We start from the raw sequence: 22828 nt of genomic DNA on the forward strand, positions 1-22828 counted from the left end.
GTCGAACACCCTGGTACCGCGTCTCGACCGGATTTCGCCGCCCGGACCACCGCCCGGAGCGCCGACCGGCCCTCGCCGTCAGGCGCCGGCGACCTCGGCCAGGTACGCGTTCGTCTTCTCGGGGTCGAAGAAGAAGTTCTCGAAGTCGGACGGGTCGTTGAAGCCGTTCGCGAAGCGGTCGGCGACCGGCTGGAGCCGGCCCGCCGCGCCGATCAGGTTGAGGACGTGCTCCGGCGGGACGCCCAGCATCGCGTTCGTCCACTTGGTGACGTGCCGCGCGGTGTCCCAGTAGCGGTCGAACGTGGCCTGCATCCAGGTCTCGTCGAAGGGCTTGTCGCCGTGCGCGACGATCGCGTCGAGGTACGTGGCGGCGCACTTGGACGCCGAGTTGGAGCCCTGGCCCGTGATCGGGTCGTTGGCGACGACGACGTCGGCGACACCGAGGACGAGGCCGCCGCCGGGCAGCCGGCCGATCGGGTTCCGGACGGTCGGCGCGTACCGGCCGGCGAGGGTGCCGCCCGCGTCGGTCAGCTCGACCCTGGTGGCCCGCGCGTACTCCCAGGGCGTGAACTTCTCCATCAGCTCCAGCGTCAGCGCCAGGTGCTCGGAGGGGTCCTTGACGCCCTGGAAGACGTCGATCGGGCCGCCGGGAACGCCCTCCCAGAAGAGGATGTCGGCGCGGCCGCCGGTCGTCAGGGTCGGCATGACGAAGAGCTCGCCGACGCCCGGGACCAGGTTGCAGCGGACCGCGTCGAAGTCCGGGTGCTCGGGGCGCGGGCCGAGGCCGTGGACGTACGCCACGGCCAGCGCCCGCTGCGGCTCCGCGTACGGGGAACGGGACTCGTCCCGGCCGAACATGGAGACCAGCTCGCCCTTGCCCGCCGCGACGAGCACCAGGTCGTAGGTGCGGGAGAAGTAGTCCAGGTCGCTCACGGCCGCGCCGTGTATGACGAGCTGGCCGCCGCGCTGGGCGAAGGTCTCCATCCAGCCGGCCATCTTCACGCGCTGGTCGACGGATTGCGCGTAACCGTCGAGCTTGCCGACCCAGTCGATCGCGCGGCCCGAGTCGGGGGCGGCGACGGAGACGCCGAGGCCCTCGGTCCTGGGGGCCTGCGACTCCCAGAAGTTGAGGCCGAGGTCCCGCTCGTGCTGGAGGGCCGTGTCGAACATGCACTGCGTGGACATGACGCGCCCGGCGCGGATCTCGTCCGCCGTCCGGTTCGACATGAGGGTGACCTCGTACCCCTGCGTCTGAAGTCCGAGGGCGAGCTGCAGACCGGACTGGCCGGCGCCGACTATGAGTATCTTCCGCATGGGTGGTGCTCCTGGCGACTGTGAGAACTGCTCGTGAGAACTATTCGGGGGTGGCTTCGAGCGCGTGCGCGACCATGGAGAGCAGGGTCTCGACGACGCTGTAGCGCTTGCGCGCATCCATGATCACCACCGGCACGTCCGCGGAGACCGTCAGGGCCTCCCGGACGTCCTCCGGCTCGAAGCGCTCGGTGCCCTCGAAGTGGTTGACGGCCACGATGTACGGGAGGCCGCAGCTCTCGAAGTAGTCCAGGGCCGGGAAGCAGTCGGTCAGCCGGCGCGTGTCGGCGAGCACGATCGCCCCGATCGCCCCGCGCACCAGGTCGTCCCACATGAACCAGAAGCGCTGCTGTCCCGGCGTACCGAAGACGTACAGCACGAGGTCGTTGTCGAGGGTGATCCGGCCGAAGTCCATCGCCACCGTGGTGGTGAGCTTGTCCGGCGTGGACGTGAGGTCGTCGGTGTCCTCGCTCGCCCGGGTCATCAGCGCCTCGGTCTGGAGCGGGGTGATCTCCGAGACCGCGCGGACGAAAGTGGTCTTGCCCACGCCGAAGCCGCCCGCGACCACGATCTTCGTCGCGATCGGGGCCCTGGTGTGGTCGAGCTGCCAGTCCTGGGCGCCGTCCTCGGTATCGAGCAGGGGATCCCCGGCCCGCGGCTGGACGGGGATGCCGGCGACGGCCGGCGGTTCGGAGACGGCGGTGGCGTCAGAGACGACGGAGTCCACTCAGCACCCTTTCGAGGAGCGCGCGGTCGGGCTGGCCGGTGCCGTGACCGGTCCCGTACACACGGATCTTTCCCTGGTCGGCCAGGTCACTGAGCAGCACCCGGACGACCCCCAACGGCATCTTCAGCAGTGCCGAGATCTCCGCGACCGTACGCATCCGACGGCAGATCTCGACGATGGCCCGCATCTCCGGCATCAGACCGCGGGCGCCGGGCCCGCCGTCCGTCAGGACCTTGCGCGCGGGGGCCGCTTCGAGCGCCGCCACGAAGGTCTCGACGAGCAGGACGTGGCCGAAGCGGGTCCGGCCGCCGGTCAGCGAGTACGGGCGGACGCGCGAGGGGCGCCGCCCGTCTCCCCGTACCGGCAGTTTGTGGGCGTGAAAGGCGGCGGACGCGGACGCAGACGTCACTGGGTGCTCTCCATCACTGGGTGCTCTCCATCGATTTGCGCAGCTCACTGCGGACTTCGGGGGTGAGTACGTGTCCGGCGCGGCCCACGAAGAGCGCCATGTGGTACGCCACGACGCTCATGTCGCAGTCGGGGGTGGCGTGCACGCCGAGCAGCGAGCCGTCGCTGATCGACATCACGAAGACGCTGCCCTCCTCCATCGCCACCATGGTCTGCTTGACCCCGCCGCCGTCCATCAGCCGTGCCGCGCCGATGGTGAGGCTGCCGATGCCCGAGACGATCGTGGCCAGGTCGGCGCTGGAGCCGCGCGGCCCGTCGGGACGGCCGGCTTCGGCGGCGGCCGTCGCGGCCTGCTGGGTGGCCGGGTCGGACGAGAGCAGCATCAGCCCGTCGGAGGAGACGACGGTGACCGAGCGGACTCCCGGTACCTCCTCCACGAGATTGCCCAGCAGCCATTGCAGGTTGCGGGCCTCCGTGCTCAGTCCGAACGTTCCCGTCGCAGTCAACTGCGTGCCTCCTCGACTGTGTCCCCCGTCATCTCCTCTGTACGTGCAGGCCTTGCGGCGTCTATCCGCGCCGAGCCACTCTCCATCTCCGCCTCGACGTCCCGGCGTCCGGCGTTGGCGCCCTGGTGGAAGCCGCCGAGCCGGCGGCGCAGGGCCTCGGCGTCCACACCTCCCTGACGGGGGGTGGTGGGGGCTTCGGCCTTGCGGACCACCTGCGGGGTGCGCTTGGGAAGGCCCTTGTCGGTGACCCGCTCCCACTGGGCGACGCGGGGGCCCGGAATCGGCTGGTCGGAGGCCGGTTCGGGGGCCGGGGCGGCCGACGGGGCGGTGGGGGCCGAGGGGGCGGTCGGTGCGGCCGTGACAGGCGGGGCCGGGGCGACCGGGGCGACCGGGGGCTCGACGCGGGCGGCGGCGGGGGCGTCCCCGTCGGCGGCGCGCTCGTGGGCGTCCGGCTCGGGCTGCGGGTCGGGCAGCCGGACCTGGAGCGTGGTCTCGGAGACGGACTCCACGTATCCGGCGGGCTCGGGTGCGGGCTCGTAAGCCTGCTCGGGCTCGTATGCCTGCTCGGGCCCGGGCTCGTACGCCTGCGCGGGCTCGTACGCCTGCGTCGGCTCCGGCTCGGGCGCGTACTGCTGCTGGGGCTCGGAGGCCTGGGCCTGCGCGTGTTCCGGCGCCTGGCCCCCGTCCGGCGTCCGGGGCTCGGTCGTGCCCGCCGCCTCCGCCGCCAGGAACGCGCGCTCCGCGGCCTCCACCAGCGGGTCGCGGGTCCGGGACGGCAGGGTGTTGGAGTTGGCCTCCGCCGCCGAGCCGGGCAGGTGGAGCGTGGGCGCCGCGCCCGCCACCCGTACCGGCGGCTCCGACACGGCCGCGGGAAGGGCCGCGGGCAGCAGGGGCAGCGGCAGGACCACGACGGCCGCGATGCCGCCGGGCTTCTGCTCGCGCAACTGGACGCGGACGCCGTGGCGGGCGGCGAGCAGGGCGGTCACCCGCATGCCGAGCCCCTCGCCCTCGAAGCGGTCCGGGTCGGCCTCGGCGAGGCGCGCGTTGAGCTCGGTGAGCCGGGAGTCGGTCATGCCGATGCCCGCGTCCTGGACGGAGAGCATGACCTCGCCGCTCTCCAGGAGCCAGCCGGAGAGCTGGACCTCGGCGTCGGGCGGCGAGAACGACGTGGCGTTCTCCAGGAGCTCGGCGATCAGGTGGCTCAGGTCGTCCGCGGCGAAGCCGGCGATCTGGGCGTGCGGCGGCAGGGACTGGATGGTGACCCGCTCGTACCGCTCGATCTCGCTGACGGCGGCGCGCAGGACGTCGACGAGCGGGACGGGCCCGGCGTGGCCGTGGACGTGCTCGTGGCCGGCGAGGACGAGGAGGTTCTCGCTGTGGCGGCGCATGACGGTCGCCAGGTGGTCGAGCTTGAAGAGCGTCGCGAGGCGGTCCGGGTCCTGCTCGCGCTCCTCCAGCTTCTCGATGACGCCGAGCTGCCGCTCGACGAGCCCGAGGCTGCGCAGCGAGAGGTTGACGAAGGTGTGGTGGATGGTGCCCTTGAGGCGTTCCAGGTCGGCGGTGAGGAGGGCGACCCGGCCCTGGAGGTCGGCGCGCTGGGCGGCGATCTCCGCGCCGAGCGTCTCCTTCGCGGCGGCGAGTTCGGCGTGCTCGCCGGTGAGCCGCTCGCTGTGGGCCGCGAGGCCGGAGAGCTTGCCGTGCAGGGTGTTGAGGGAGCGGACGACCTGGGCGAACTCGTCGTTGCGGCCGGTGAAGCGGACCGGCTCCTCCGCGTGCGGCTCGGGAGCCCCGGCGAGCCGGGCGGCGCCGATGCGGAGCACGGCGAGCGGCCGGGTGAGGGTGCGGGCGACGTAGGTGGAAATGCCGATCGCGACGAGGAGGCAGCCGCCGAGGAAGGCGATGCGCAGTTCGAGGGCGGTGACGTCGTCGTCCCGGAGCGCGGCGAGGTACTCGACCCGCTCGGCGGCGAGACGGGACTCGACGCCGCGCATCTGCTCGATACGGGCGGACAGCGCGGCCTCCAGGCCGGCCGGGTCGGTCTCGCGCTCGGACTCGGTCAGCCGGGGCTGGTCGGTGAGGGTGGCGAGCGAGCGTTCGGCGCTCTTGACGTCGGGTCCGGCGACGGTCGCGGCGATCGCGTCGCGGGCGGTGGCGCCGGCGGCCTGGTCGAAGTCGCCGAGGGCGGCGAGTTCCCGGACGCGGGCCTGCTGGGCGGCGGCGGTGAGGGCGTCGCGGGCGCGCTCGGCCTCGTCGGCGCCCTCGGGCACGTCGGGGACGTAGGTGCCGGTCTCGGCGTCGTAGTGGACGTCCCCGGTGGGCTCGGGCTGCGGCACGGCGAGCGCGGCGAGGAGCAGGCCGCGGGCGGCGGAGGCCTGTTCGACGGCGCGGCCGAGGGCTGCGGGGGCGCGGGTGGCCTCGGTGAGCGCGGTGTCGGCGGCGCGGGGCGGGGTCCTCTCGGCGAGTTCGTCGGAGAGGGCCTGGAGTTTGGTGATGACGTCCGAGTACGCCTTGTGGGCCTCCAGGGCCGTGCCCTTGCCGGTGAGGGCGGTGCGGCGGATGGAGGGGACGCCGGCGAGGTCGCGGCGGAGCTCGGTGGCGGCCGCGGGCCTGATCTCGTCGATCTGGCGGTCGACGCGGGCGGACCGGACGTCGGTGACCTGGCGCTTGTCCTTGGCGGCGCCGGTCTGCGCGTCGCGGCCCGCGGCGATGTAGGCGACGACCTCGTCGCGCTCGTCGGCGAGGGAGTGCGCGAGGGTGACGGCCTGCCGGTCGAGCTCGGCGAGGGTGACCAGGCGCTGGGAGTCGCTGAGGTCGGCGGAGGCCGCGAGGACCGCGGGGGCGCCGGCGGCGAGGACGGTCACGCCCACGAGGGCGACACCGGCGACCAGGCGGTTGCGGACGCGCTTGGCGCGGCCGGCCGGGGGCTGCGTCTGCGACTGCTTCTGCGTCGGCGTCTGCTTCTGCTTCTGCGCGGGGAGCGTCGCGGCGGGCTCCGAAGGGTGGCCGCCGGCGGGCGCCGCGGCGGTGCCGACCGGGGTCGGCGGTACACCGGGGGTCTGGCTCCGCGCGCCGTTCTTGCTCCGAGGCCGCTTCTTCTCCACCGGTGCTCGCATTCTTGACTCGTCCGCCCACAAAGCAGAGGTGACGACCGGTCACGTGGAGCGCCCCCACCCCTGGTACGGCTTCCGACCATTCCAGCGCTTCTGGGAAGGGGGCGCGCATCGGCCGCTCCGCCACCCGAACGAGTGAACAACACTCATGAGTTGGCGAACAACTCCCCGGGGCGGGTCCCACGGGCCTCCACGGGCCCCCGGTTGGATCTTCCGCGCGGGCTTTGGCAGGATGCCCGCCCGCAGCTCCGCGGAGGTCCCGGTTCCGCCTCGCGCGGCGCCACCGGCGGCTTGGTACAGGCCTTTTCCGGCCGTTGGGAGGTGCCGTGAAGGAGTGTGGCGGGGCGGGCACACTGGACATCATGCGCAGCGACGTCGCCACCCTCCCCGGCAGCCCCGAACGCCCCAACGAGGACTGGGCAGCCGCAGCTCTGCCCGCCTCGGGCGGCGGGGGGACGGTCGTCGTCCTCGACGGCGTCACACCACCCGCCGGTCATGACGGTTGTGTGCACACGGTGCCGTGGTTCACCGCTCGCCTTGGCGGGGCTTTGACCGAACTGTCCGCTTCCCGCCCGGACATGCCCTTGCCCGAGATCCTGTCCCGGGCAATCCGGCGCACCGCGGACGCTCACCGGGACACCTGTGACCTTTCTCACGTGCGTACGCCGCAGGCGACCGTGGTGCTGGCCCGCTGGGACGAGTCCTCGGTCGAACATCTCGTCCTCTCCGACTCCGCTCTCCTCCTGGAGGCGCCGGACGGATCGGTCCGGGCGGTGCTCGACGACCGGCTCGACCGGGTCCCGGACGAGATCCTGCGCTCCCTGGAGGCGACGGACCGGCTGCGGAACCGGGAGGGCGGCTTCTTCACGGCGGCGGCCGACCCGGCGGTCGCGGAGCGGGCGGTGACGGGGACGACGCCGCGCGCGGAGGTACGGGCCCTGGCGGCGCTCACCGACGGGGCGAGCCGCTGGGTGGAGCTGTTCGGCGCGGGCGACTGGGCGGAGTGCTTCGGCGTCCTGCGCGAGGAGGGCCCGTCGGGTCTGCTGCGGCGGGTGCGGGCGCTGGAGACGGCGGACGCGGAGGCGGGCGGGGCGCGCCGCTGGAAGACGCACGACGACGCGACGGCCGTGTACGCGGAGCTGACCTGAGGCCGCTCCGGCCATCCGGCCCCCGGCCCTCCGGCCCTCCGGCCCTCCGGCCCTCCGGCGAGCGAGCCCCTCGGCTCAGCCCTCGGACCGGACGTTGAAGTGGTGGAGGAGTCGTGCCAGTTCGGCGACCTCGGTGCGGTCCCAGTCGACGAGCTTGCGGACGTACCGCTCGCGCCGGGCGTCCCGCACGTGCCGGAAGCGGTCCCGGCCCTCCTCGGTGAGGCGGACCAGCGAGGCGCGCCCGTCGGCGGGGTCGGGGTCGCGGACGACGAGCCCGAGCATTTCGAGCGCGCGCAGCTGGCGGCTCATGGTCGCCTTGCCGACCCCGAAGTACCCGGCGAGTTCGGTGGCCCGCTGGGGGCCGGCGTCGTCGAGCCGTACGAAGAGTCCGTAGGCGGCGGGCTCCAGTTCGGGGTGGACCTCGCGGGCCATCTCGCCGGACTGGGCGCGGGCGCGGCGCAGGAAGACCGCCAGTTCCCGTTCGAGGGCGAGGAATTCCGGGTCGACCCCGGCGGGCGGGACGGCCCGGCCTTCACTTCCCGTACCGCTTCCGTGCACGTCAGCACCTCCCACGCGTTCTCCGGCGGCTTCCCGGCGGCCCTCTGCGGCTTCCCGATGGTTTTCCGGCCGCTGAAAGTTTCTTCCCGTCACGGCGATCGCCGCAGCTCCTTCAGTATTTCGCAGGAGTAGACCAACGGCGGTATCCGGGCCCCCTTCCGCCGGGCGGGTCTACGTGCGTAGCGTCTCTCCCGACTCAATGACATGTCCACACCAGGACGTGTCGACATCGGTCCCCCACCGCCTTTCGGAGGCACGCATGCGTGTGCACAGATCCGGAACGACCCTCGCCGGTGCCGCCCTCGCGGCCCTGGCCCTCCTCCTCCCCCTCGCCGGGCCCGCCGGCGCCGCCCAGGATCCGGGTGCCCGGCAGGTGCCCGCCCGTGGTTCCGCCTCCATGGGCATGGGCGTCCTCGCGCACGACGGGCGCGGCGCCGCGCCCGGCGGCGGCTCGACCCTGGCCGTCCAGACCGAAGGCGTGGACGTCTCCGGGCACCAGGGGAACGTCGCCTGGTCCACGCTGTGGAACAGCGGCGTCAAGTGGGCCTACGTCAAGGCCACGGAAGGCACGTACTACAAGAACACGTACTTCGCGCAGCAGTACAACGGCTCGTACAACATCGGCATGATCCGGGGCACGTACCACTTCGCCACCCCGGACACGACGACCGGCGCCGCCCAGGCCGACTACTTCGTCAACAACGGCGGCGGCTGGTCGAAGGACGGCAGGACCCTGCCGGGCGTCCTCGACATCGAGTGGAACCCGTACGGCGCGACCTGCTACGGCAAGACCGCGTCCGGGATGGTCGCCTGGATCCAGGACTTCGTGAACCGGTACAAGTACCGGACCGGCCGGGACGCCGTCATCTACACGGCGACGAGCTGGTGGAAGCAGTGCACCGGCAACTACGGGGGCTTCGCCTCCACCAACCCGCTGTGGATCGCGCGGTACGCCGCCGAGGTCGGCGAACTCCCGGCCGGCTGGCTCTACTACACGATGTGGCAGTACACGTCCTCCGGCCCCACGGTGGGCGACCACAACCACTTCAACGGGGACTACTCGCGCGTGCAGGCGCTCGCCAACGGCTGACCCCTCACGGCCGATCCCTCGCGACTGATCCCTCCCCCTTCCGCGGCGGCTCTCCGGGTGCACGGCACCCCGGGGGGCCGCTTCGGCTTTTTCCGCCCGCCCCCTTGCCCATTGGTATGGACCAATGCGACGCTCTACGGCGGTCGCCCGGAATTCAACTTCTGCGTACCCAGCGCGCGTTGCTCGTCCCGTTCTCCCCCACGCACGAGAGAGAGCCCCCGCATGGCCTCCTACCGCCGTACCTCCGCCGTCGCCGTCTCCGCCCTGTCCGCCGCCGCTCTCGTCGGCCTCACCCCCACCACGGCCGGTGCCCACGGCGCCGTCTTCAACCCCGTGAGCCGCGTGGCGGCCTGTTACGCCGAAGGCCCCGAGACGCCCAAGTCGCAGGTGTGCAAGGACCTCGTCGCCGACTCCGGCACCCAGCCGCTGTACGACTGGAACGAGGTGAACATCGCCAACGCCGACGGCCAGCACCAGGCCCTCATCCCGGACGGCAAGCTCTGCTCGGCGAACCGCGCCAAGTACCGGGCGCTGGACTGGGCGCGCACCGACTGGCCGGCGACGGCCGTCAAGGCGGGCTCCTTCGACTTCAAGTTCCGGGCGACCGCCGCCCACTCGGGCACGATGACGGTCTACATCACCAAGGCGGGCTTCGACCCGACGCAGCCCCTGAAGTGGTCGGACCTGGACGCGACCCCGGTCGCCGTCTACAACACCACCCGCACGGCCACGGACGGCTACTACAACTTCACGGGCAACCTCCCGGCCCGCACCGGCCGCCACATCGTCTACAAGGTGTGGCAGCGCAACGACAGCCCCGAGGCCTTCTACAGCTGCTCGGACGTCACCTTCGGCAGTGCGGCGGCGGCGCAGACCCAGCTGAAGGCGCAGGCCCCGACCGAGGCGAAGATCGCGGCGGGCGCCGACCTCTCCACCGTCAGCCACGCCGGCCACGGCGGCGACGAGCACGCCCCGGCGCTCTCCGCAGAGGCCGCCGGAGCCCCCGCCTCGCCGCTCCCCCTGGCCCTCGCGGGCGCGGGCGCCCTCGCCGCCTTCGCGGGAGGCACCCTGCTCCTGGGCCGCCGCCGGAGCTCCTCCGCCTCCTAGGAGCCGGAGGTACCGAGCGGGAAGAGGGCGGTGAGCCGGGGCAGTGCCATCCCCTCCGGCCGAGCCCCCCGGACGTCCTCGCCCTCTTCCCACTCTCCCGCCGCCTCGGCGGCGTCCTCCGCCTCCTCGACGGCGTCGAGGAACTCCTCGCCGTCGTCGTCCTCCTGGCCGGTCAGCTCGTCGTACGCGTCCTGGGCGACGTAGTCGAGCTCCTCCCACTCGGGCCACTCGTCCTCGTCCCACTCGTCGCGGTGCCGGCCGACGAGGACCCGGATCCCGGGCACGTCGGCCAGGGCGTCCGGGTCGGCGACGACCGAGTCGTACACCTTCCGCCCCTGCCCCACGAGCCAGAGCGTGAAGTAGTGGAAGCCGTCGTCCGTGCAGCCGCCGCCCTCGACGCGGTTCGCCGCCGCCCACACCGCGCGGGTGTCGGCTCTCTCGCACGCCCTCTCCAGCCGCACCTGGAACGCCACGCTCTCGGTCTCCGGGCGCCGCACCAGCTCCGCCCGCAGCCACTCCAGCCGCTCGTCCCGGTCACCGGGACGGCGGCTCAACTCGTCGATGAGAGCCCAGAAGGCGTCGTCGTTCATGCGTACGAGCATGACAGCCTCGACTGACATCCGGGTACGGGGATTCGGGGACGCCGGAGCGGGGTGTCCCTGATCAGGACACCCCGCTCACCGCCGGGGAGTTACGCGGCCACGCCCACCGGCACCGCCGCCGGGGCGAGGGCGATCTCCAGGACCTGCCGGACGTCCGTCACCGGGTGGACCTCCAGCTTCTCCAGGATCTCGGCGGGGACGTCGTCCAGGTCCGCCTCGTTCCGCTTGGGGATCACGACCGTCGTGATGCCCGCGCGGTGCGCCGCGAGCAGCTTCTGCTTCACGCCGCCGATCGGGAGGACCCGGCCGGTGAGGGAGACCTCGCCGGTCATGGCCACGTCCGTACGGACCTGGCGGCCGCTCAGCAGGGACGCGAGGGCGGTCGTCATCGTGACGCCCGCGCTCGGCCCGTCCTTGGGGACCGCGCCCGCCGGGAAGTGGATGTGCACGCCCCGGTCCTTGAGGCCGGTGACGGGCAGTTCCAGCTCCGCGCCGTGCGAGCGGAGGAAGGAGAGCGCGATCTGCGCGGACTCCTTCATCACGTCGCCCAGCTGGCCGGTGAGGGTCAGACCGGCGGCACCGGTCTCCGGGTCGGCGAGGGACGCCTCCACGAAGAGGACGTCACCGCCCGCGCCGGTCACCGCGAGTCCGGTGGCGACGCCCGGCACCGCCGTGCGGCGCTCCGCCGGGTCCTGCGCGGACTCGGGCACGTGGTGCGGGCGGCCGATCAGGTCCCGCAGGTCGTCCGGCGTGACCGTGAACGGCAGCTCGCGGTCGCCCAGTTCGTGCTGGGCCGTGACCTTCCGGAGCAGCCGGGCGATGGCGCGCTCCAGGGTGCGGACGCCGGCCTCCCGGGTGTACTCGCCGGCGAGCCTGCGCAGGGAGGCGTCCTCCAGGACGACCTCGCCCGGCTCCAGGCCGGCCCGCTCCAGCTGGCGCGGGAGCAGGTGGTCGCGGGCGATGACGACCTTCTCGTCCTCGGTGTACCCGTCGAGCCTGACCAGCTCCATGCGGTCGAGCAGGGCCTCAGGGATGGCTTCGAGCACGTTGGCCGTGGCCAGGAAGACGACGTCGGAGAGGTCGAGTTCGACCTCCAGGTAGTGGTCGCGGAAGGTGTGGTTCTGGGCGGGGTCCAGGACTTCGAGGAGGGCTGCCGCCGGGTCGCCCCGGAAGTCGGAGCCGACCTTGTCGATCTCGTCGAGCAGGACCACCGGGTTCATGGACCCGGCTTCCTTGATCGCCCGGACGATCCGGCCGGGCAGGGCGCCGACGTAGGTCCGCCGGTGGCCGCGGATCTCGGCCTCGTCGCGGACGCCGCCGAGGGCGACGCGGACGAACTTGCGGCCCATCGCGTGGGCGACGGACTCGCCGAGCGAGGTCTTGCCGACGCCGGGCGGGCCGACGAGGGCGAGGACGGCTCCGCCGCGGCGGCCGCCGACGACGCCGAGGCCGCGTTCGGCGCGGCGCTTGCGCACGGCGAGGTACTCGGTGATGCGCTCCTTCACGTCCTCCAGGCCCGCGTGCTCGGCGTCGAGGATCGCCTGGGCGCCGGGGATGTCGTACTGATCCTCCGTGCGCTCGTTCCAGGGCAGTTCGAGGACGGTGTCGAGCCAGGTGCGGATCCAGGAGCCCTCCGGGGACTGGTCGCTGGACCGCTCCAGCTTCTCGACCTCCTTGAGGGCCGCCTCGCGGACCTTCTCGGGCAGGTCGGCGGCCTCGACGCGGGCGCGGTAGTCGTCGGACTCGTCGCCCTCGGCCTCGCCGTTGAGGTCGCGGAGCTCCTTGCGGACGGCTTCGAGCTGGCGGCGGAGGAGGAACTCGCGCTGCTGCTTGTCGACGCCCTCCTGGACGTCCTTGGCGATGGTCTCGGCGACGTCCTGCTCGGCGAGGTGCTCGCGGAGCTGGGCGGTGGCGAGCTTGAGGCGGGCGACCGGGTCGGCGGTCTCCAGGAGCTCGACCTTCTGCTCGACGGTGAGGAAGGGCGAGTAGCCGGAGTTGTCGGCGAGGGCGCCGACGCCGTCGATCTGCTGGACGCGGTCGACGACCTGCCAGGCGCCGCGCTTCTTGAGCCAGCTGGTGGCCAGCGCCTTGTACTCCCTGACCAGCTCGGTCACGGAGCCGGGCAGCGGGTCGGGCAGGGTCTCCTCGACGGCGCTGCCCTCGACCCAGAGGGCGCCGCCGGGTCCGGTCGTGCCGGCGCCGATGCGGACGCGGCCGAGGGCGCGGATCAGCGCGCCGGGGTCGCCGTCGGACAGGCGTCCCACCTGCTCGACGGTGCCGAGGACGCCGGTGCCGGCGTAGGTCCCGTCGACGCGGGGCACGAGCAGCACCCGCGGTTTGCCGCTTTCCGGGCGGGCGGCGGCCTGGGCGGCCTCGACGGCGGCCCGTACGTCGGTGTCGGACAGGTCCAGCGGCACCACCATTCCGGGCAGCACGACCTCGTCGTCGAGCGGCAGCACAGGCAGAGTGAGCGGCGCGGACGCCGTGGACGCAGAAGCCATGATCTCCCCTTCGGCAGTCAAGTTGAGCTGTACGGACTCAATGCACGTGAGCCCAGGAATGTTCCCCAGCGGCAGTTCGCTCTGAGCGATCACCCTTCCGCCGGACCATCGACTGCCGATGTAATGACCCTATGGACATATCAGCTATTACCTCCGCCTGGGTGGCCGGCTGGACCGTCTCCCGGGAGACCCCGCCCGCCGTCGTCGAGCCCTGGGGCTACCGGATCGACGTCGGCCTGCCCCGGCACGTCGTGCGGCACGTCCTGCCCGCCCCCGACGCGGCCTCCGTCGGCGCGCTCTGCGAGGCGCTCACCGAGCCGTACAGCTGGCTCAAGGTGATGGCCACCCCTGAGGAGGTGGCGCCCTGGATCACCCCGGAGTGGACGGTCCCCGACGACCCGGGCTTCATGATGGTCAAGCCGCTGGACCCGGGCGCCCGCCCCGCGCCGCCGGAGGGGTACGCGCGGACCACCGAGGTCCGGGACGGGGTCATCCGGGTCCGCGTCCTCGCCCCGGACGGCACCCTCGCCGCGCGCGGCCAGATCGCCCCGACGGGATCCACCGCCGTCGCCGACCAGATCGAGACCGACCCCGCGCACCGGCGGCGCGGCCTCGGCGCGAACGTCATGCGCACCCTGGAGGCCGCCGCCGCGCAGGCCGGGGCCGAGACCGGGGTGCTGGCCGCGACCACGGACGGCCTCGCGCTGTACGACTCCCTCGACTGGCGCTACCGCGGGCCCCTCACCGGGATCATCCGGTCGGGAACCTGACCGTCCGGCTGCGCGGGGGACCCCGTACGGGGCATGCTCGATCCATGGTGCGAGGCCGAGGCGTACGGGGGAAGTGGTGCGGGGCCCTGCTGCTTGCGGCGGTCCTGGCCGGCGGCGCGAGCGCCTGCGGGCCCGGGGTGCCGCCCACACCGGGCGGCCCGCCCGCGACGGGGGTGAGCGCGCCCCCGGAGCCGCAGCAGTCCTCGGAGCCGCAGGAGCCGCAGCAGTCCCAGGCGCCGCAGGAGTCCCAGGGGCCGAGCGGTACGCCTGAGCCGACCCGCACAGCCGCTCCGACCCCGACCCCGACGCCGACCGCACCTCGCGACGAGCCACGGCCCGCCGAGGTCCTCGTCGAGGTCGTCGTCAGCGGTGGCTTCGCCGGGGTCCGCAATCAGCTCGTCGTCCACGACGACGGCAGCTGGACCAGCCGCTCCGGCCATAAGCCGCCCCGGACCGGGCAGCAGACGCCCGCCGAGGTCGCCGAGCTGCGGGCCGCCCTGGAGGACCCGGCGTACGCGCGGGTCCCGAGCCGGCCCACCGGCAGCCCGGTCGCCGACGGGTTCCAGTACTCCCTCACGTACCGCGGCCGTCTCGTCGTCGCGGGCGACGGCGAACGCCCGCCGGCCCTCCAGCGCGTCTTCGCCGCCCTCCCGGAGGGCGGCCCGCCGACGAGCCCCTGAGCGGGGGACGGCCCCCGCCGTGAACCGAACAGGGGTCCGTGCGCGATAGAGAGGGCGTGAGACTGTTGCGCCCCTCAGGGGGAGGCCCCGCAGGGGGAGACGAGGACGACGACGCGGCGCTGCTGCGCGCGGTCGCCCGGGGGGACACCGAGGCGCTCGCCGTCCTCTACGACCGGCACGCGGGCTGGCTGCACGCCCGGCTCGCCCGCCGCTGTTCCGACGAGGAGACCGTGCGGGAGGTCCTCCAGGACACCTTCGTCACGGTCTGGCGCTCGGCCGGCGGCCACCGCGGCCGGGGCGAGGCCGGCGGCTGGCTCTGGGTGATCGCCGCCCGGCGGCTCGTCGACGCCCAGCGCGCCCGGGCCCGCGCCGAACGCACCGAACGGGCCGCGGCCGCGCCGCCGGAACCCGCCGCGCCCGCGCCCTCCGCCGAGGAGCGGGTCCTCGCGGGCCTGGAGTACGGCGAGGTGGGCGCCGCCCTCGACCGGATCTCGCCCGAGCTCGCCGAGGTCCTGCGGGCGACCGTCGTCGACGGTCTTACGACCCGCGAGACCGCCCGGCTGCTCGGCATACCCGAGGGCACCGTCAAGACCCGCGCCCTGCGCGCCCGCCGCGAGCTGCGCGCCGCCCTCGGCGCCGGCGGCGGCCCGTACCCCTTGGGAGGCACCGCATGACGTCCCCCCTGCACGCCACCGGCTGGCACGTCACCGACGCGCTGGCCCTCCGGTACGCGGAGGGCGCCGCCCCCGAGACGGACGCCTGGTCCCTGGAGAAGCACGTCGAGTCCTGCTCCCCCTGCGCGGGCCGCGTCTCGGCCGCCGTACGCGCCGGAGCCGCGGGCCCGGCGCTGGCCGCCGTACGGGCGGAGCTCCTGACGTCCGTGGGACACCGGCCCGTTCCGGCCGTCGCCGTCGCCGCCGGGAGCCCCCTCGGGCGGTGGGCGCGGCTCTGGTGGGCCGCCGGGCCCGCCCTGCGCGGTTCCTGGGTCGTGGCCGTGGCGCTCGTCCTGGGCGGGGCCTTCGCCCTGGCCTACGGCGCCGGGTTCCAGGGCGCGCGGAGCTGGCTGCTCGCGCTCTCCCCGGTCCTCCCGCTGGGCGGGGTCGCCGTCTCGTACGGACGCCACGCCGACCCCCTGTACGAGATCACCGCCGCCACCCCCTCCGGCGGGCTGCGGCTGCTCCTCACCCGTACCGCCGCCGTGCTCGCGGTCTGCGTGCCGCTGCTGACGGCGGGCGGGGCGCTGCTGCCGCCGGTGGCCGGCTTCCCGGGGGCGGCCGCCTGGCTGCTGCCGGGGCTCGCGCTGGCCCTGGCCGCCCTCGCGCTCGGCTCGTTCGTCGGCTGCCGGGCGGCGGCCGCGACCCTCGCCTGCGGGTGGCTGCTCGCCGTGACGGGCCCGCTCCTCGGGCCGTCGGCGGCCGGCACGGACGGTGCCGCCGCGCTCGCCCGCTACTTCTCCGGCCCGGCAGCGCAAGGGAGTTGGGCCGCGGCGGCACTCGCCTGCGGGGCCCTCCTCGCGCTGCGGCGCCGTTCCTTCGACCACCTGGAGACCCGGTGAACCAGCCCGCCACGGTCGCGGTGACCGGACTGACCGTCCGGCACCGCCGCACCGTCGCCCTCGACGCGCTCGACCTGTCCCTCTCCCCCGGCGTCCACGGCCTGCTCGGCCCCAACGGCGCCGGGAAGACCTCGCTCATCCGGGTCCTCGCGACGGTCGCCGCGCCCGCCGCCGGGCGGGTGGAGCTGCTCGGCGGGGACGTCGCGGGCCACCGTGAACGCACCGCGATCCGGCGCCGGCTCGGCTATCTGCCGCAGGAGTTCGGCTTCTACCCGGCCTTCACGGTCCGGGAGTTCGTCGCGTACGTGGCCTGGCTGAAGGAGGTGCCGGCGGACCGGGCCGGGGCGGCCGTGGAGCGGGCCGTCGAGCGCGTCGGGCTCGGCGGCCGGATCGACGCGCGGATGAAGACGCTGTCGGGCGGCATGGTCCGGCGGGCGGGCATCGCGCAGGCGATCGTGAACGAACCGGAGTTGCTGCTGCTCGACGAGCCGACGGCGGGCCTCGACCCGGAGCAGCGGGTCGACTTCCGCGAGCTGCTGCGGGAGCTCGGCACGGAAGCGACGGTGGTGGTCTCCACGCATCTGGTGGAGGACGTGGCCGCGGCCTGCACGGAGGTCACCCTGATCGAGTCGGGGCGGCTCGCGTTTCGCGGGACGACCGCAGAACTGGCCGCGCTCGGCGGCGAGTCGGACGTACCCGGCGACTCGGCGACGCAGGCGATCGAGCGCGGCTACACGGCCGCCCTGCGCGCCCACCGCGCGAGCGCCGGAGCCGGCGCGGTGCGTACGAAGGAGGCGCTGCGGTGACCGCGACCCTCACCCCGCCCGGCACGGAGGAACGGACGCCCGCGCGCCCGCCCTCCCCCCTCCGCACCGAGCTGCGCCGCGGCCTCGGGCCGTGGACCGGCGCCGCCGTCGCCGTCACCGTCCTGGTGACGATGTACGGCAAGGCGCCCGAGTGGCAGGGCCGTTGGGCCGACGTGACGAACCTGCTGCACGTCGCCGCCGGTCTGCTCGGCGGGCCCCTCGCGCTCGCGGCGGGCTGCTGGCAGGGCGGCCGGGACCGGCGGCGCGGGACGAACGACCTGTGGGAGTCCGTCCCGCGCTCCCCGCTGCGCCGCCTCCTGGTCGCGGTGGCCCCGTCCGCGCTCTGGCCCGCCGCCGGCGTGCTGTTCGCCGACGCCGTCTGTGCCCTCGCCACCTGGCCGTACGTCTCTGCCGGGCGCCCCTTCCTCGAACTCCTCGCCGCCGACGCGATGGCCGTCGCCGCCCTCGGCGCGCTCGGCCATCTCGCCGGGCGAACGGTCCGGTGGCGGCTGGCGGCCCCGCTCCTGGGGATCGTCGGGTACGTCGTGCTGGGCCTCGCCGCGTACCGGCAGGGCCCCTCGCGCTGGCTCGGACCGGCCGGCGAGCACCAGTTCTTCTGGGACCGGCCGGTGTGGTGGTACGGCCCGGCGGCGATGGCTTGGGCGGCGGGTCTCGCACTCGCCGCGGTCCTCGCGTACGGGCTGCGCTCGGCGCGCCTCCGGCCGCTCGCCCTGGTCCCGCTGGCGGTCGCGATCGGCGCCGCGACCCTGATCCTGCGCCTGCCGCCGGACGAGGGTCCGTGGCGCCCTGACCCGGCCCTGTCCCGGCAGGTCTGCGACACCGGCACGCCGCAGGTGTGCCTGACGGCGGTGGACGAGGACCTGCTGCCCGACGTCTCGGCAGCGCTCGCCCCGCTGAACGCGCGCCTCAAGGGGGTGCCCGGCGCCCCGGTCCGCTGGGTGAGCGGCCCGGGCGGACCCGCCGGCCCCGGGGACGTCGCGCTGCCGGACGCCCGGCAGGACGCGGTGCGCGACCGGCTCGCGCGACCGGCGCTGTACCTCAACTCGGCCGTGTCCTGGCTGTTCTCGGACACCTGCCGCCCCGGTGACGGCACGGGCCCGAACGCCGAGCGGGCGAGCCTCGTCAATCTCGCCGTCATCGAATGGCTGGCGCCGACAACGGACGACTACGGCCCCGCCACCACCGGCGCCCAGCCGTACATCGACCGGCTGAACGCCAAGTCACCGGCCGAACAGCGCGATTACCTGACCCGCTACCTGGCCGCGAACACCTGCCGTCCGGACGAGGTGCCGATCCCGTGAAGCTCCCCCCGCTGAGCCTCTATCTGCGCTCCCGCGGCCTGCCCGGTGCGCTGGCCGCCCTGCTCGCCACGGCGGTGGCCGCTGCCTGGGCGGCCGAGCGGCTGGTGTCGGCGGCGGACTTCGACCACACCGCGCGGCTGCCGGTCGTGCTCCTCGGCCCGCTGCTCGCGGCGGGCGCGATCGGCACCAGTCTGCACACGCCGAGCGACGAGCTGGACCGCACGGCGGTACGCGCCTGGTGGCCGCGCCGCCTGGCGCACCTCCTCGCCCCGACCGCTCCGGCCGTGGCCCTGCTCGCTCTCGCGGTGCCGGGTCACGCGGAGGTGTTCGGCGCGCCCGCCGCCGTACGCAACACCCTGGGCCTGGTGGGGATGACGGCGGCTTCTGCGGCCCTCGTCGGCGCCCGGCTGAGCTGGCTGCCGCCGACCTTCTACGTGGGCGCGGCCTATCTCGCGGCCCCCTCGGACGCGACCGGCGGCGCGGTCTGGTGGGGCTGGGCGACCCGCCCCGGCCCGGAGGGCGAGGCCTGGACGGCTGCCGCCCTCTGCCTCGCCGCCGGCACGGCGCTGTACGCGTGGCGGGGCGCCCGGCGCACGGCCGGCGAGGCCTGAGCCGCGGCGCGAAAGCGCCATCACGCCTACCTCAGCAGCCACTCCCTCGTCAGCTCCGCCATCTCCGCCGGCGTACGCCCGCCGTGGTCGACCGCGATGAAGCGGTCGGCCACGCGCAGCGAGAAGACGATCAGGCAGCGGACCTCGACGTCGTCCTCGTCGGCGCAGAAGTCCCGGAAGAGCGAACGCAGGTACTCCATGCGCCGGTTGTCGGTGCGGCGGAGGCGTGCGGCGACGGTCTCGTCGCGCCGGGCCCAGTCGCGGACGGCGAGGTCGACGGTGAGGCCGGTCACCGGTCCTTCGGCGACGCCCTGGACGAAGTCGAAGAGCCGGCCGAGTTTGGCGCGGCCCTCTCCCCCGCCGCTCTCGATCCGCTCGATGACCGCTTCGGAGACCTCGCGCTCCCAGGTATCGAGCATCTCGGCGAGCAGGGCGTCGCGGTTGGTGAAGTAGCCGTAGAAGCCGCCCTTGCTGACGCCGAGGGCCTGGGCCAGCGGTTCGATCCGTACGGCCTCCGGGCCGCCCCGCGCGAGCGCGCGGAGGCCTTCCTCGATCCACCGGCCACGGGGTGTGCGGATCGCGCCCATGGTGTGTCCCTCCTCACCTCGCCGCTCCTCGACCCGACTATACGGTGCCGTACAGACGGGTCTACGCTTGATCTATACGCCACCGTACAGACAGGGAGCGGTGGACCGACGGAGGAACAGGGGTACGACCATGAGACTTCCCCGCACCGCGCACACCTCCCGCCCGTGGCGGATCCACGAGGTCGCCGGGGACTTCCAGGTCGAGGACGTGTGGGAGCTGCCCGTCACGGGCGGACCGAACGAACTCGACCGCCTCGTAAGGCAGTTCACGAACGGCGACGGAACCGCCCTCTCCGCACCCGTCATCCGCACGCTCTTCGCGATCCGCTGGAAGCTGGGCGCACTGCTCGGCTGGGACAAGGCCGCCGCTGGCCTCGACGGGCGGGTGGGTTCCCTCCGGACGCGACTGCCGGAGGATCTGCGCGCGGGGACGCAGGGGCCCGATCTGCGGGCGGTGCCGTTCACGCCGGTCTTCCAGACGCACGACGAGTGGGCGGCGGAGACCGCCAACCGGACCGTGCACGCGGTGATGCACATCTGCTGGGTTCCGGACCCGACTCCCGGCGAGCCCGACCGTCACCGCGCCCGGATGGCCGTCCTGGTCAAGCCCAACGGGGTGCTCGGCGCCGTCTACATGGCGGGGATCAAGCCCTTCCGCTACCTGGGCGTGTACCCGAGGCTGATGCGCTCGATCGGCCACGAGTGGGAGGCGGGGAAGGCCAGGGAGGCGGCGGCCTGACGGGAGGCGGCGGCCAGACCCGGCGCACCCCCGCCGTCACGCCTGCGGCGCCGCCATCTCCGCGTACTGCCGCCCCAGGAAGGACCGGACGCGTGCGGGCATGTCCATCGACTCCGGGTCGAGGGCCCACTGGATCTGGAGGCCGTCCATGACGGCGACGTGCTCCTGGCCGACGGCCCGGCAGTCGAGGTCGGCGCGCAGTTCGCCGCGCCGCACGGCCTCCTCCAGGAGGTCGACCGTGTGCTGGAGCACGCGCGCGTAGCGCTCCTTGAAGTACTGGTGGGCGGGGTGGCCGACGTTGCCGGACTCGCCCACCAGGACGTTGTACATCCGGACGATGCCGGGGCGCCGGGTGTTCTCCTCGACCAGCGCGACCACGGTCTCCAGGTAGGCCGCGTACGACTCGGGCGCGACGCTGAACAGCCGCTCCATGTCGTGCTGCTCGCTCTGCCCGAGGACCGAGAGGAGCAGGTCCTCCTTGCTGCGGAAGTGGTGCAGCAGTCCGCCCTGGGTGATCCCGCAGTCGTTGGCGATCCGGGCGAGCGAGGAGGCGTGGAAGCCCCAGCGCCCGAAGTGGTCGACGGCGGTGTCCAGGATCTTCCGGCGGCGTGCGTCACCGACCGCATAGCTGCCCCGACCTGCGGATGCGCGGGGCTTCGGGTCCTTCTTCTCCGGCATGCGTCCCACCCTAGCCGGGACCGATTCCGGCCCCGGAGAGAGGCTTTGAGCCTGTGACCCAGGACACATTCCAGAAACCTAGTGGTCACTCGGTTTTCACGCTTAGCCTGACCTCGTCGAAGGCCTAAAACAGGTCACGCGGTCCGGTCACGGGGTCCGGTCACGTGGTCCGGCCAGCACCCGTCAGCACCCGTCAGCACCCGTCAGCACCCGTCAGCACCCGGTCAAGCAAGCAGGGACGTACGACATGCACCCCTACCAGGACGCCACCCGCCCCGTCGACGAGCGCGTCGAGGACCTCCTCGCCCGGATGACCCCGGAGGAGAAGGCCGGCCAGCTCTTCCACTCCATGCTGATGATGAACCCCGACGGCACCCCGGTGACCGACACGGACGGTTCGATGCTGCCGCTCACCACCCCCGAGCTCGTCGAGGACCGGCAGCTCACCCACTTCAACCTGCTCGGCACCTACGGCGCCCGCGAGATGGCCCTCTGGCACAACGCCGTCCAGGAGATGGCCGCCGGCACCCGCCTCGGCATCCCCGTCTCACTCTCCACCGACCCCCGCCACGCCTTCACCGACAACATCGGCGCCTCCTTCAACTCCGGCGCCTTCTCCGCCTGGCCCGAGGCGCTCGGCCTCGCCGCCATCGGCGACCCCGACCTCGTCTTCGCCTTCGCCGACACGGTCCGCCGCGAGTACCTCTCCGTCGGCTTCCGTACGGCTCTCCACCCGCAGATCGACCTCGCGACCGAGCCCCGCTGGTCCCGCCAGTCCGGCACCTTCGGCTCCGACGCGAAGCTGACGGGCGAGCTGGTGGAGGCGTACGTCCGCGGTCTCCAGGGCGAGAGCCTCGGCAAGAACTCGGTGGCCGCGATGGTCAAGCACTTCCCCGGCGGCGGCCCGCAGAAGGACGGCGAGGACCCGCACTTCGCGCACGGCAAGGAGCAGGTCTACCCGGGCGGCATGCGAGAGCACCACCTGGAGCCGTTCCGGCACGCGATCGCGGCCGGCTGCTCGCAGATGATGCCGTACTACGGCCAGCCGATCGGCACCGACTGGGAAGAGGTCGGCTTCGGCTTCAACAAGGGCGTCATCACGGGGCTGCTCCGCGAGGAGCTCGGGTACACCGGCATCGTCTGCACCGACTGGGGCCTGCTCACGGACGCGGCGATCTTCGGCGAGATGCACCCGGCGCGCGCCTGGGGCGTGGAGCACCTGAGCGTGGCCGAGCGGACGGCGAAGGCGCTGGACGCGGGCGTGGACCAGTTCGGCGGCGAGCAGTGCCCCGAGGTGATCGTGGAGCTGATGGCCTCGGGCCGGATCTCCGAGGCCCGCGTCGACGACTCCGTACGCCGCCTGCTGCGCGAGAAGTTCCTCCTCGGCCTCTTCGACGAGCGCCGGTACGTCGACCCCGACGAGGCCGCGGAGACCGTCGGCCGCGCCGACTTCACGGCCGCGGGCGCCGCCGCCCAGCGCCGCTCCCTCACCGTCCTCACCGACGGCCCGCTCCCCCTGTCGGGACGGCCGAAACTGTACGTCGAGAACGTCGACCCGGCCGTCGCGGCCGCCTACGGCGAGGTCGTCGCCGACCCGGCCGACGCCGACCTCGCGGTGCTGCGGCTGCGCACCCCGTACGAGGAGCGGCCGAACCTCTTCGAGTCCTTCTTCCACTCCGGCTCGCTCGCCTTCGCCGAGCCCGAGTTGACCCGGATCCTGGGCCTGCTCGCCGCCGTGCCGACGGTCGTCTGCGTCAACCTGGAGCGGCCGGCGGTCCTGCCGGAGATCGCCGAGCACGCTGCGGCGCTGATCGCCGACTTCGGCGCGAGCGACGAGGCCCTGCTCGACGTGGCCTTCGGGCGGGCGAAGGCCGAGGGACGGCTCCCCTTCGAGCTGCCGCGCTCGATGGCGGCGGTGGAGGCGGCCCGCCCGGACGTGCCGAACGACACGGCGGACCCGGTCTTCGCGCACGGCCACGGCCTGGCGCTGTAACGGCCGGAAATCACCCCTA

22 protein-coding genes are annotated in these 22828 nt (G+C 73.8%); 12 read left to right on the forward strand and 10 right to left on the reverse strand.

Going from position 1 to position 22828, the window contains the following annotated elements; all coding sequences use genetic code 11:
• Window positions 1-78: 78 nt before the first annotated feature.
• The 5 genes from ACFC0G_RS10170 to ACFC0G_RS10190 are packed head-to-tail and all read right to left on the reverse strand — an operon-like array spanning window position 79 to window position 6065.
• On the reverse strand, window positions 79-1314 hold the full coding sequence (locus ACFC0G_RS10170) for a styrene monooxygenase/indole monooxygenase family protein (protein ID WP_376400120.1): 1236 nt from the start codon (window positions 1312-1314) through the stop codon (window positions 79-81).
• Window positions 1315-1354: 40 nt separating this feature from the next.
• The gene (locus tag ACFC0G_RS10175) at window positions 1355-2038 is read right to left on the reverse strand and encodes an ATP/GTP-binding protein (RefSeq protein ID WP_376400123.1); all 684 of its coding nucleotides are present in this window, start codon (window positions 2036-2038) and stop codon (window positions 1355-1357) included.
• Window positions 2019-2447, reverse strand: coding sequence for a DUF742 domain-containing protein (locus ACFC0G_RS10180; RefSeq protein WP_376400125.1), 429 nt, complete (start codon window positions 2445-2447; stop codon window positions 2019-2021). Before ACFC0G_RS10180 ends, ACFC0G_RS10175 begins: the two co-directional genes overlap by 20 nt.
• A 13-nt stretch (window positions 2448-2460) precedes the next feature.
• Window positions 2461-2952 (reverse strand): roadblock/LC7 domain-containing protein, encoded by a 492-nt coding sequence (locus tag ACFC0G_RS10185; protein ID WP_376400128.1) that lies wholly within the window; start codon window positions 2950-2952, stop codon window positions 2461-2463.
• Window positions 2949-6065 (reverse strand): nitrate- and nitrite sensing domain-containing protein, encoded by a 3117-nt coding sequence (locus tag ACFC0G_RS10190; protein WP_376400131.1) that lies wholly within the window; start codon window positions 6063-6065, stop codon window positions 2949-2951. The genes ACFC0G_RS10185 and ACFC0G_RS10190 overlap by 4 nt, the downstream gene beginning before the upstream one ends.
• A 359-nt stretch (window positions 6066-6424) precedes the next feature.
• Between ACFC0G_RS10190 and ACFC0G_RS10195 the strand changes: the two genes are divergently transcribed.
• Window positions 6425-7210 (forward strand): hypothetical protein, encoded by a 786-nt coding sequence (locus ACFC0G_RS10195; protein WP_376400133.1) that lies wholly within the window; start codon window positions 6425-6427, stop codon window positions 7208-7210.
• Between the two features lie 75 nt (window positions 7211-7285).
• On the opposite strand, the gene ACFC0G_RS10200 is transcribed toward ACFC0G_RS10195, so the two are convergent.
• Window positions 7286-7768 carry a MarR family winged helix-turn-helix transcriptional regulator gene (locus ACFC0G_RS10200; RefSeq protein ID WP_376400136.1) on the reverse strand — a complete coding sequence of 161 codons (483 nt, stop codon included), beginning with the start codon at window positions 7766-7768 and terminating at the stop codon, window positions 7286-7288.
• A 259-nt stretch (window positions 7769-8027) separates the two neighbouring features.
• Between ACFC0G_RS10200 and ACFC0G_RS10205 the strand changes: the two genes are divergently transcribed.
• A complete protein-coding gene (locus ACFC0G_RS10205; RefSeq protein WP_376400139.1) occupies window positions 8028-8858 on the forward strand; it encodes a lysozyme in 831 nt (276 codons plus the stop codon).
• A 222-nt stretch (window positions 8859-9080) separates the two neighbouring features.
• Window positions 9081-9965: a lytic polysaccharide monooxygenase gene (locus ACFC0G_RS10210; RefSeq protein ID WP_376400142.1), complete on the forward strand. Its 885-nt coding sequence runs from the start codon at window positions 9081-9083 to the stop codon at window positions 9963-9965.
• Here the strand turns inward: ACFC0G_RS10210 and ACFC0G_RS10215 are convergent.
• Both ACFC0G_RS10215 and lon read right to left on the reverse strand, forming a co-directional pair.
• Window positions 9962-10555 carry a DUF4240 domain-containing protein gene (locus ACFC0G_RS10215; protein ID WP_376400145.1) on the reverse strand — a complete coding sequence of 198 codons (594 nt, stop codon included), beginning with the start codon at window positions 10553-10555 and terminating at the stop codon, window positions 9962-9964. The two genes, ACFC0G_RS10210 and ACFC0G_RS10215, sit on opposite strands and share 4 nt — an antisense overlap.
• 101 nt (window positions 10556-10656) lie before the next feature.
• Window positions 10657-13068: an endopeptidase La gene (lon, locus tag ACFC0G_RS10220; RefSeq protein ID WP_376400148.1), complete on the reverse strand. Its 2412-nt coding sequence runs from the start codon at window positions 13066-13068 to the stop codon at window positions 10657-10659.
• Window positions 13069-13199: 131 nt separating this feature from the next.
• Here lon and ACFC0G_RS10225 point away from each other — a divergent pair, with 131 nt between their 5' ends.
• The 7 genes from ACFC0G_RS10225 to ACFC0G_RS10255 are packed head-to-tail and all read left to right on the forward strand — an operon-like array spanning window position 13200 to window position 18812.
• Window positions 13200-13838 carry a GNAT family N-acetyltransferase gene (locus ACFC0G_RS10225; protein WP_376400151.1) on the forward strand — a complete coding sequence of 213 codons (639 nt, stop codon included), beginning with the start codon at window positions 13200-13202 and terminating at the stop codon, window positions 13836-13838.
• Between the two features lie 44 nt (window positions 13839-13882).
• On the forward strand, window positions 13883-14518 hold the full coding sequence (locus tag ACFC0G_RS10230) for a hypothetical protein (RefSeq protein WP_376400154.1): 636 nt from the start codon (window positions 13883-13885) through the stop codon (window positions 14516-14518).
• 56 nt (window positions 14519-14574) lie between these two features.
• A complete protein-coding gene (locus ACFC0G_RS10235) occupies window positions 14575-15192 on the forward strand; it encodes an RNA polymerase sigma factor (RefSeq protein WP_376400157.1) in 618 nt (205 codons plus the stop codon).
• The gene (locus ACFC0G_RS10240; RefSeq protein ID WP_376400161.1) at window positions 15189-16073 is read left to right on the forward strand and encodes a zf-HC2 domain-containing protein; all 885 of its coding nucleotides are present in this window, start codon (window positions 15189-15191) and stop codon (window positions 16071-16073) included. Before ACFC0G_RS10235 ends, ACFC0G_RS10240 begins: the two co-directional genes overlap by 4 nt.
• On the forward strand, window positions 16070-16879 hold the full coding sequence (locus ACFC0G_RS10245; RefSeq protein ID WP_376400164.1) for an ABC transporter ATP-binding protein: 810 nt from the start codon (window positions 16070-16072) through the stop codon (window positions 16877-16879). The genes ACFC0G_RS10240 and ACFC0G_RS10245 overlap by 4 nt, the downstream gene beginning before the upstream one ends.
• Window positions 16876-18201, forward strand: coding sequence for a hypothetical protein (locus ACFC0G_RS10250; protein WP_376400167.1), 1326 nt, complete (start codon window positions 16876-16878; stop codon window positions 18199-18201). The genes ACFC0G_RS10245 and ACFC0G_RS10250 overlap by 4 nt, the downstream gene beginning before the upstream one ends.
• Window positions 18198-18812 (forward strand): hypothetical protein, encoded by a 615-nt coding sequence (locus tag ACFC0G_RS10255; protein WP_376400170.1) that lies wholly within the window; start codon window positions 18198-18200, stop codon window positions 18810-18812. Before ACFC0G_RS10250 ends, ACFC0G_RS10255 begins: the two co-directional genes overlap by 4 nt.
• Window positions 18813-18838: 26 nt before the next feature.
• Here ACFC0G_RS10255 and ACFC0G_RS10260 read toward each other — a convergent pair whose 3' ends face one another.
• Entirely contained in the window at window positions 18839-19399 is a 561-nt protein-coding gene (locus ACFC0G_RS10260; RefSeq protein WP_376400173.1) for a TetR/AcrR family transcriptional regulator, read from the reverse strand.
• Between the two features lie 130 nt (window positions 19400-19529).
• On the opposite strand from ACFC0G_RS10260, the gene ACFC0G_RS10265 reads away from it, so the two are divergent.
• Window positions 19530-20138 (forward strand): DUF2867 domain-containing protein, encoded by a 609-nt coding sequence (locus ACFC0G_RS10265; protein ID WP_376400176.1) that lies wholly within the window; start codon window positions 19530-19532, stop codon window positions 20136-20138.
• A 36-nt stretch (window positions 20139-20174) separates the two neighbouring features.
• On the opposite strand, the gene ACFC0G_RS10270 is transcribed toward ACFC0G_RS10265, so the two are convergent.
• Window positions 20175-20816, reverse strand: a complete 642-nt coding sequence (locus tag ACFC0G_RS10270) for a TetR/AcrR family transcriptional regulator (protein ID WP_376400179.1) — start codon at window positions 20814-20816, stop codon at window positions 20175-20177.
• A gap of 247 nt (window positions 20817-21063) precedes the next feature.
• Between ACFC0G_RS10270 and ACFC0G_RS10275 the strand changes: the two genes are divergently transcribed.
• Window positions 21064-22809, forward strand: a complete 1746-nt coding sequence (locus tag ACFC0G_RS10275) for a glycoside hydrolase family 3 protein (protein ID WP_376400181.1) — start codon at window positions 21064-21066, stop codon at window positions 22807-22809.
• Window positions 22810-22828: the final 19 nt, after the last annotated feature.

The sequence above is a fragment of the Streptomyces sp. NPDC056169 genome (genome assembly GCF_042268445.1).
Lineage (GTDB): Bacteria > Actinomycetota > Actinomycetes > Streptomycetales > Streptomycetaceae > Streptomyces.

Bases quoted from the DNA above. Each gene is read 5' to 3' on its own strand.
- ACFC0G_RS10260 (WP_376400173.1), bottom strand. From the start codon at position 19,399: ATGGGCGCGATCCGCACACCCCGTGGCCGGTGGATCGAGGAAGGCCTC.
- ACFC0G_RS10265 (WP_376400176.1), top strand. From the start codon at position 19,530: ATGAGACTTCCCCGCACCGCGCACACCTCCCGCCCGTGGCGGATCCAC.
- ACFC0G_RS10215 (WP_376400145.1), bottom strand. From the start codon at position 10,555: ATGAACGACGACGCCTTCTGGGCTCTCATCGACGAGTTGAGCCGCCGT.
- ACFC0G_RS10230 (WP_376400154.1), top strand. From the start codon at position 13,883: ATGGTGCGAGGCCGAGGCGTACGGGGGAAGTGGTGCGGGGCCCTGCTG.
- ACFC0G_RS10240 (WP_376400161.1), top strand. From the start codon at position 15,189: ATGACGTCCCCCCTGCACGCCACCGGCTGGCACGTCACCGACGCGCTG.
- lon (WP_376400148.1), bottom strand. From the start codon at position 13,068: ATGGCTTCTGCGTCCACGGCGTCCGCGCCGCTCACTCTGCCTGTGCTG.
- ACFC0G_RS10210 (WP_376400142.1), top strand. From the start codon at position 9,081: ATGGCCTCCTACCGCCGTACCTCCGCCGTCGCCGTCTCCGCCCTGTCC.
- ACFC0G_RS10270 (WP_376400179.1), bottom strand. From the start codon at position 20,816: ATGCCGGAGAAGAAGGACCCGAAGCCCCGCGCATCCGCAGGTCGGGGC.
- ACFC0G_RS10225 (WP_376400151.1), top strand. From the start codon at position 13,200: ATGGACATATCAGCTATTACCTCCGCCTGGGTGGCCGGCTGGACCGTC.
- ACFC0G_RS10170 (WP_376400120.1), bottom strand. From the start codon at position 1,314: ATGCGGAAGATACTCATAGTCGGCGCCGGCCAGTCCGGTCTGCAGCTC.
- ACFC0G_RS10205 (WP_376400139.1), top strand. From the start codon at position 8,028: ATGCGTGTGCACAGATCCGGAACGACCCTCGCCGGTGCCGCCCTCGCG.
- ACFC0G_RS10190 (WP_376400131.1), bottom strand. From the start codon at position 6,065: ATGCGAGCACCGGTGGAGAAGAAGCGGCCTCGGAGCAAGAACGGCGCG.
- ACFC0G_RS10195 (WP_376400133.1), top strand. From the start codon at position 6,425: ATGCGCAGCGACGTCGCCACCCTCCCCGGCAGCCCCGAACGCCCCAAC.
- ACFC0G_RS10275 (WP_376400181.1), top strand. From the start codon at position 21,064: ATGCACCCCTACCAGGACGCCACCCGCCCCGTCGACGAGCGCGTCGAG.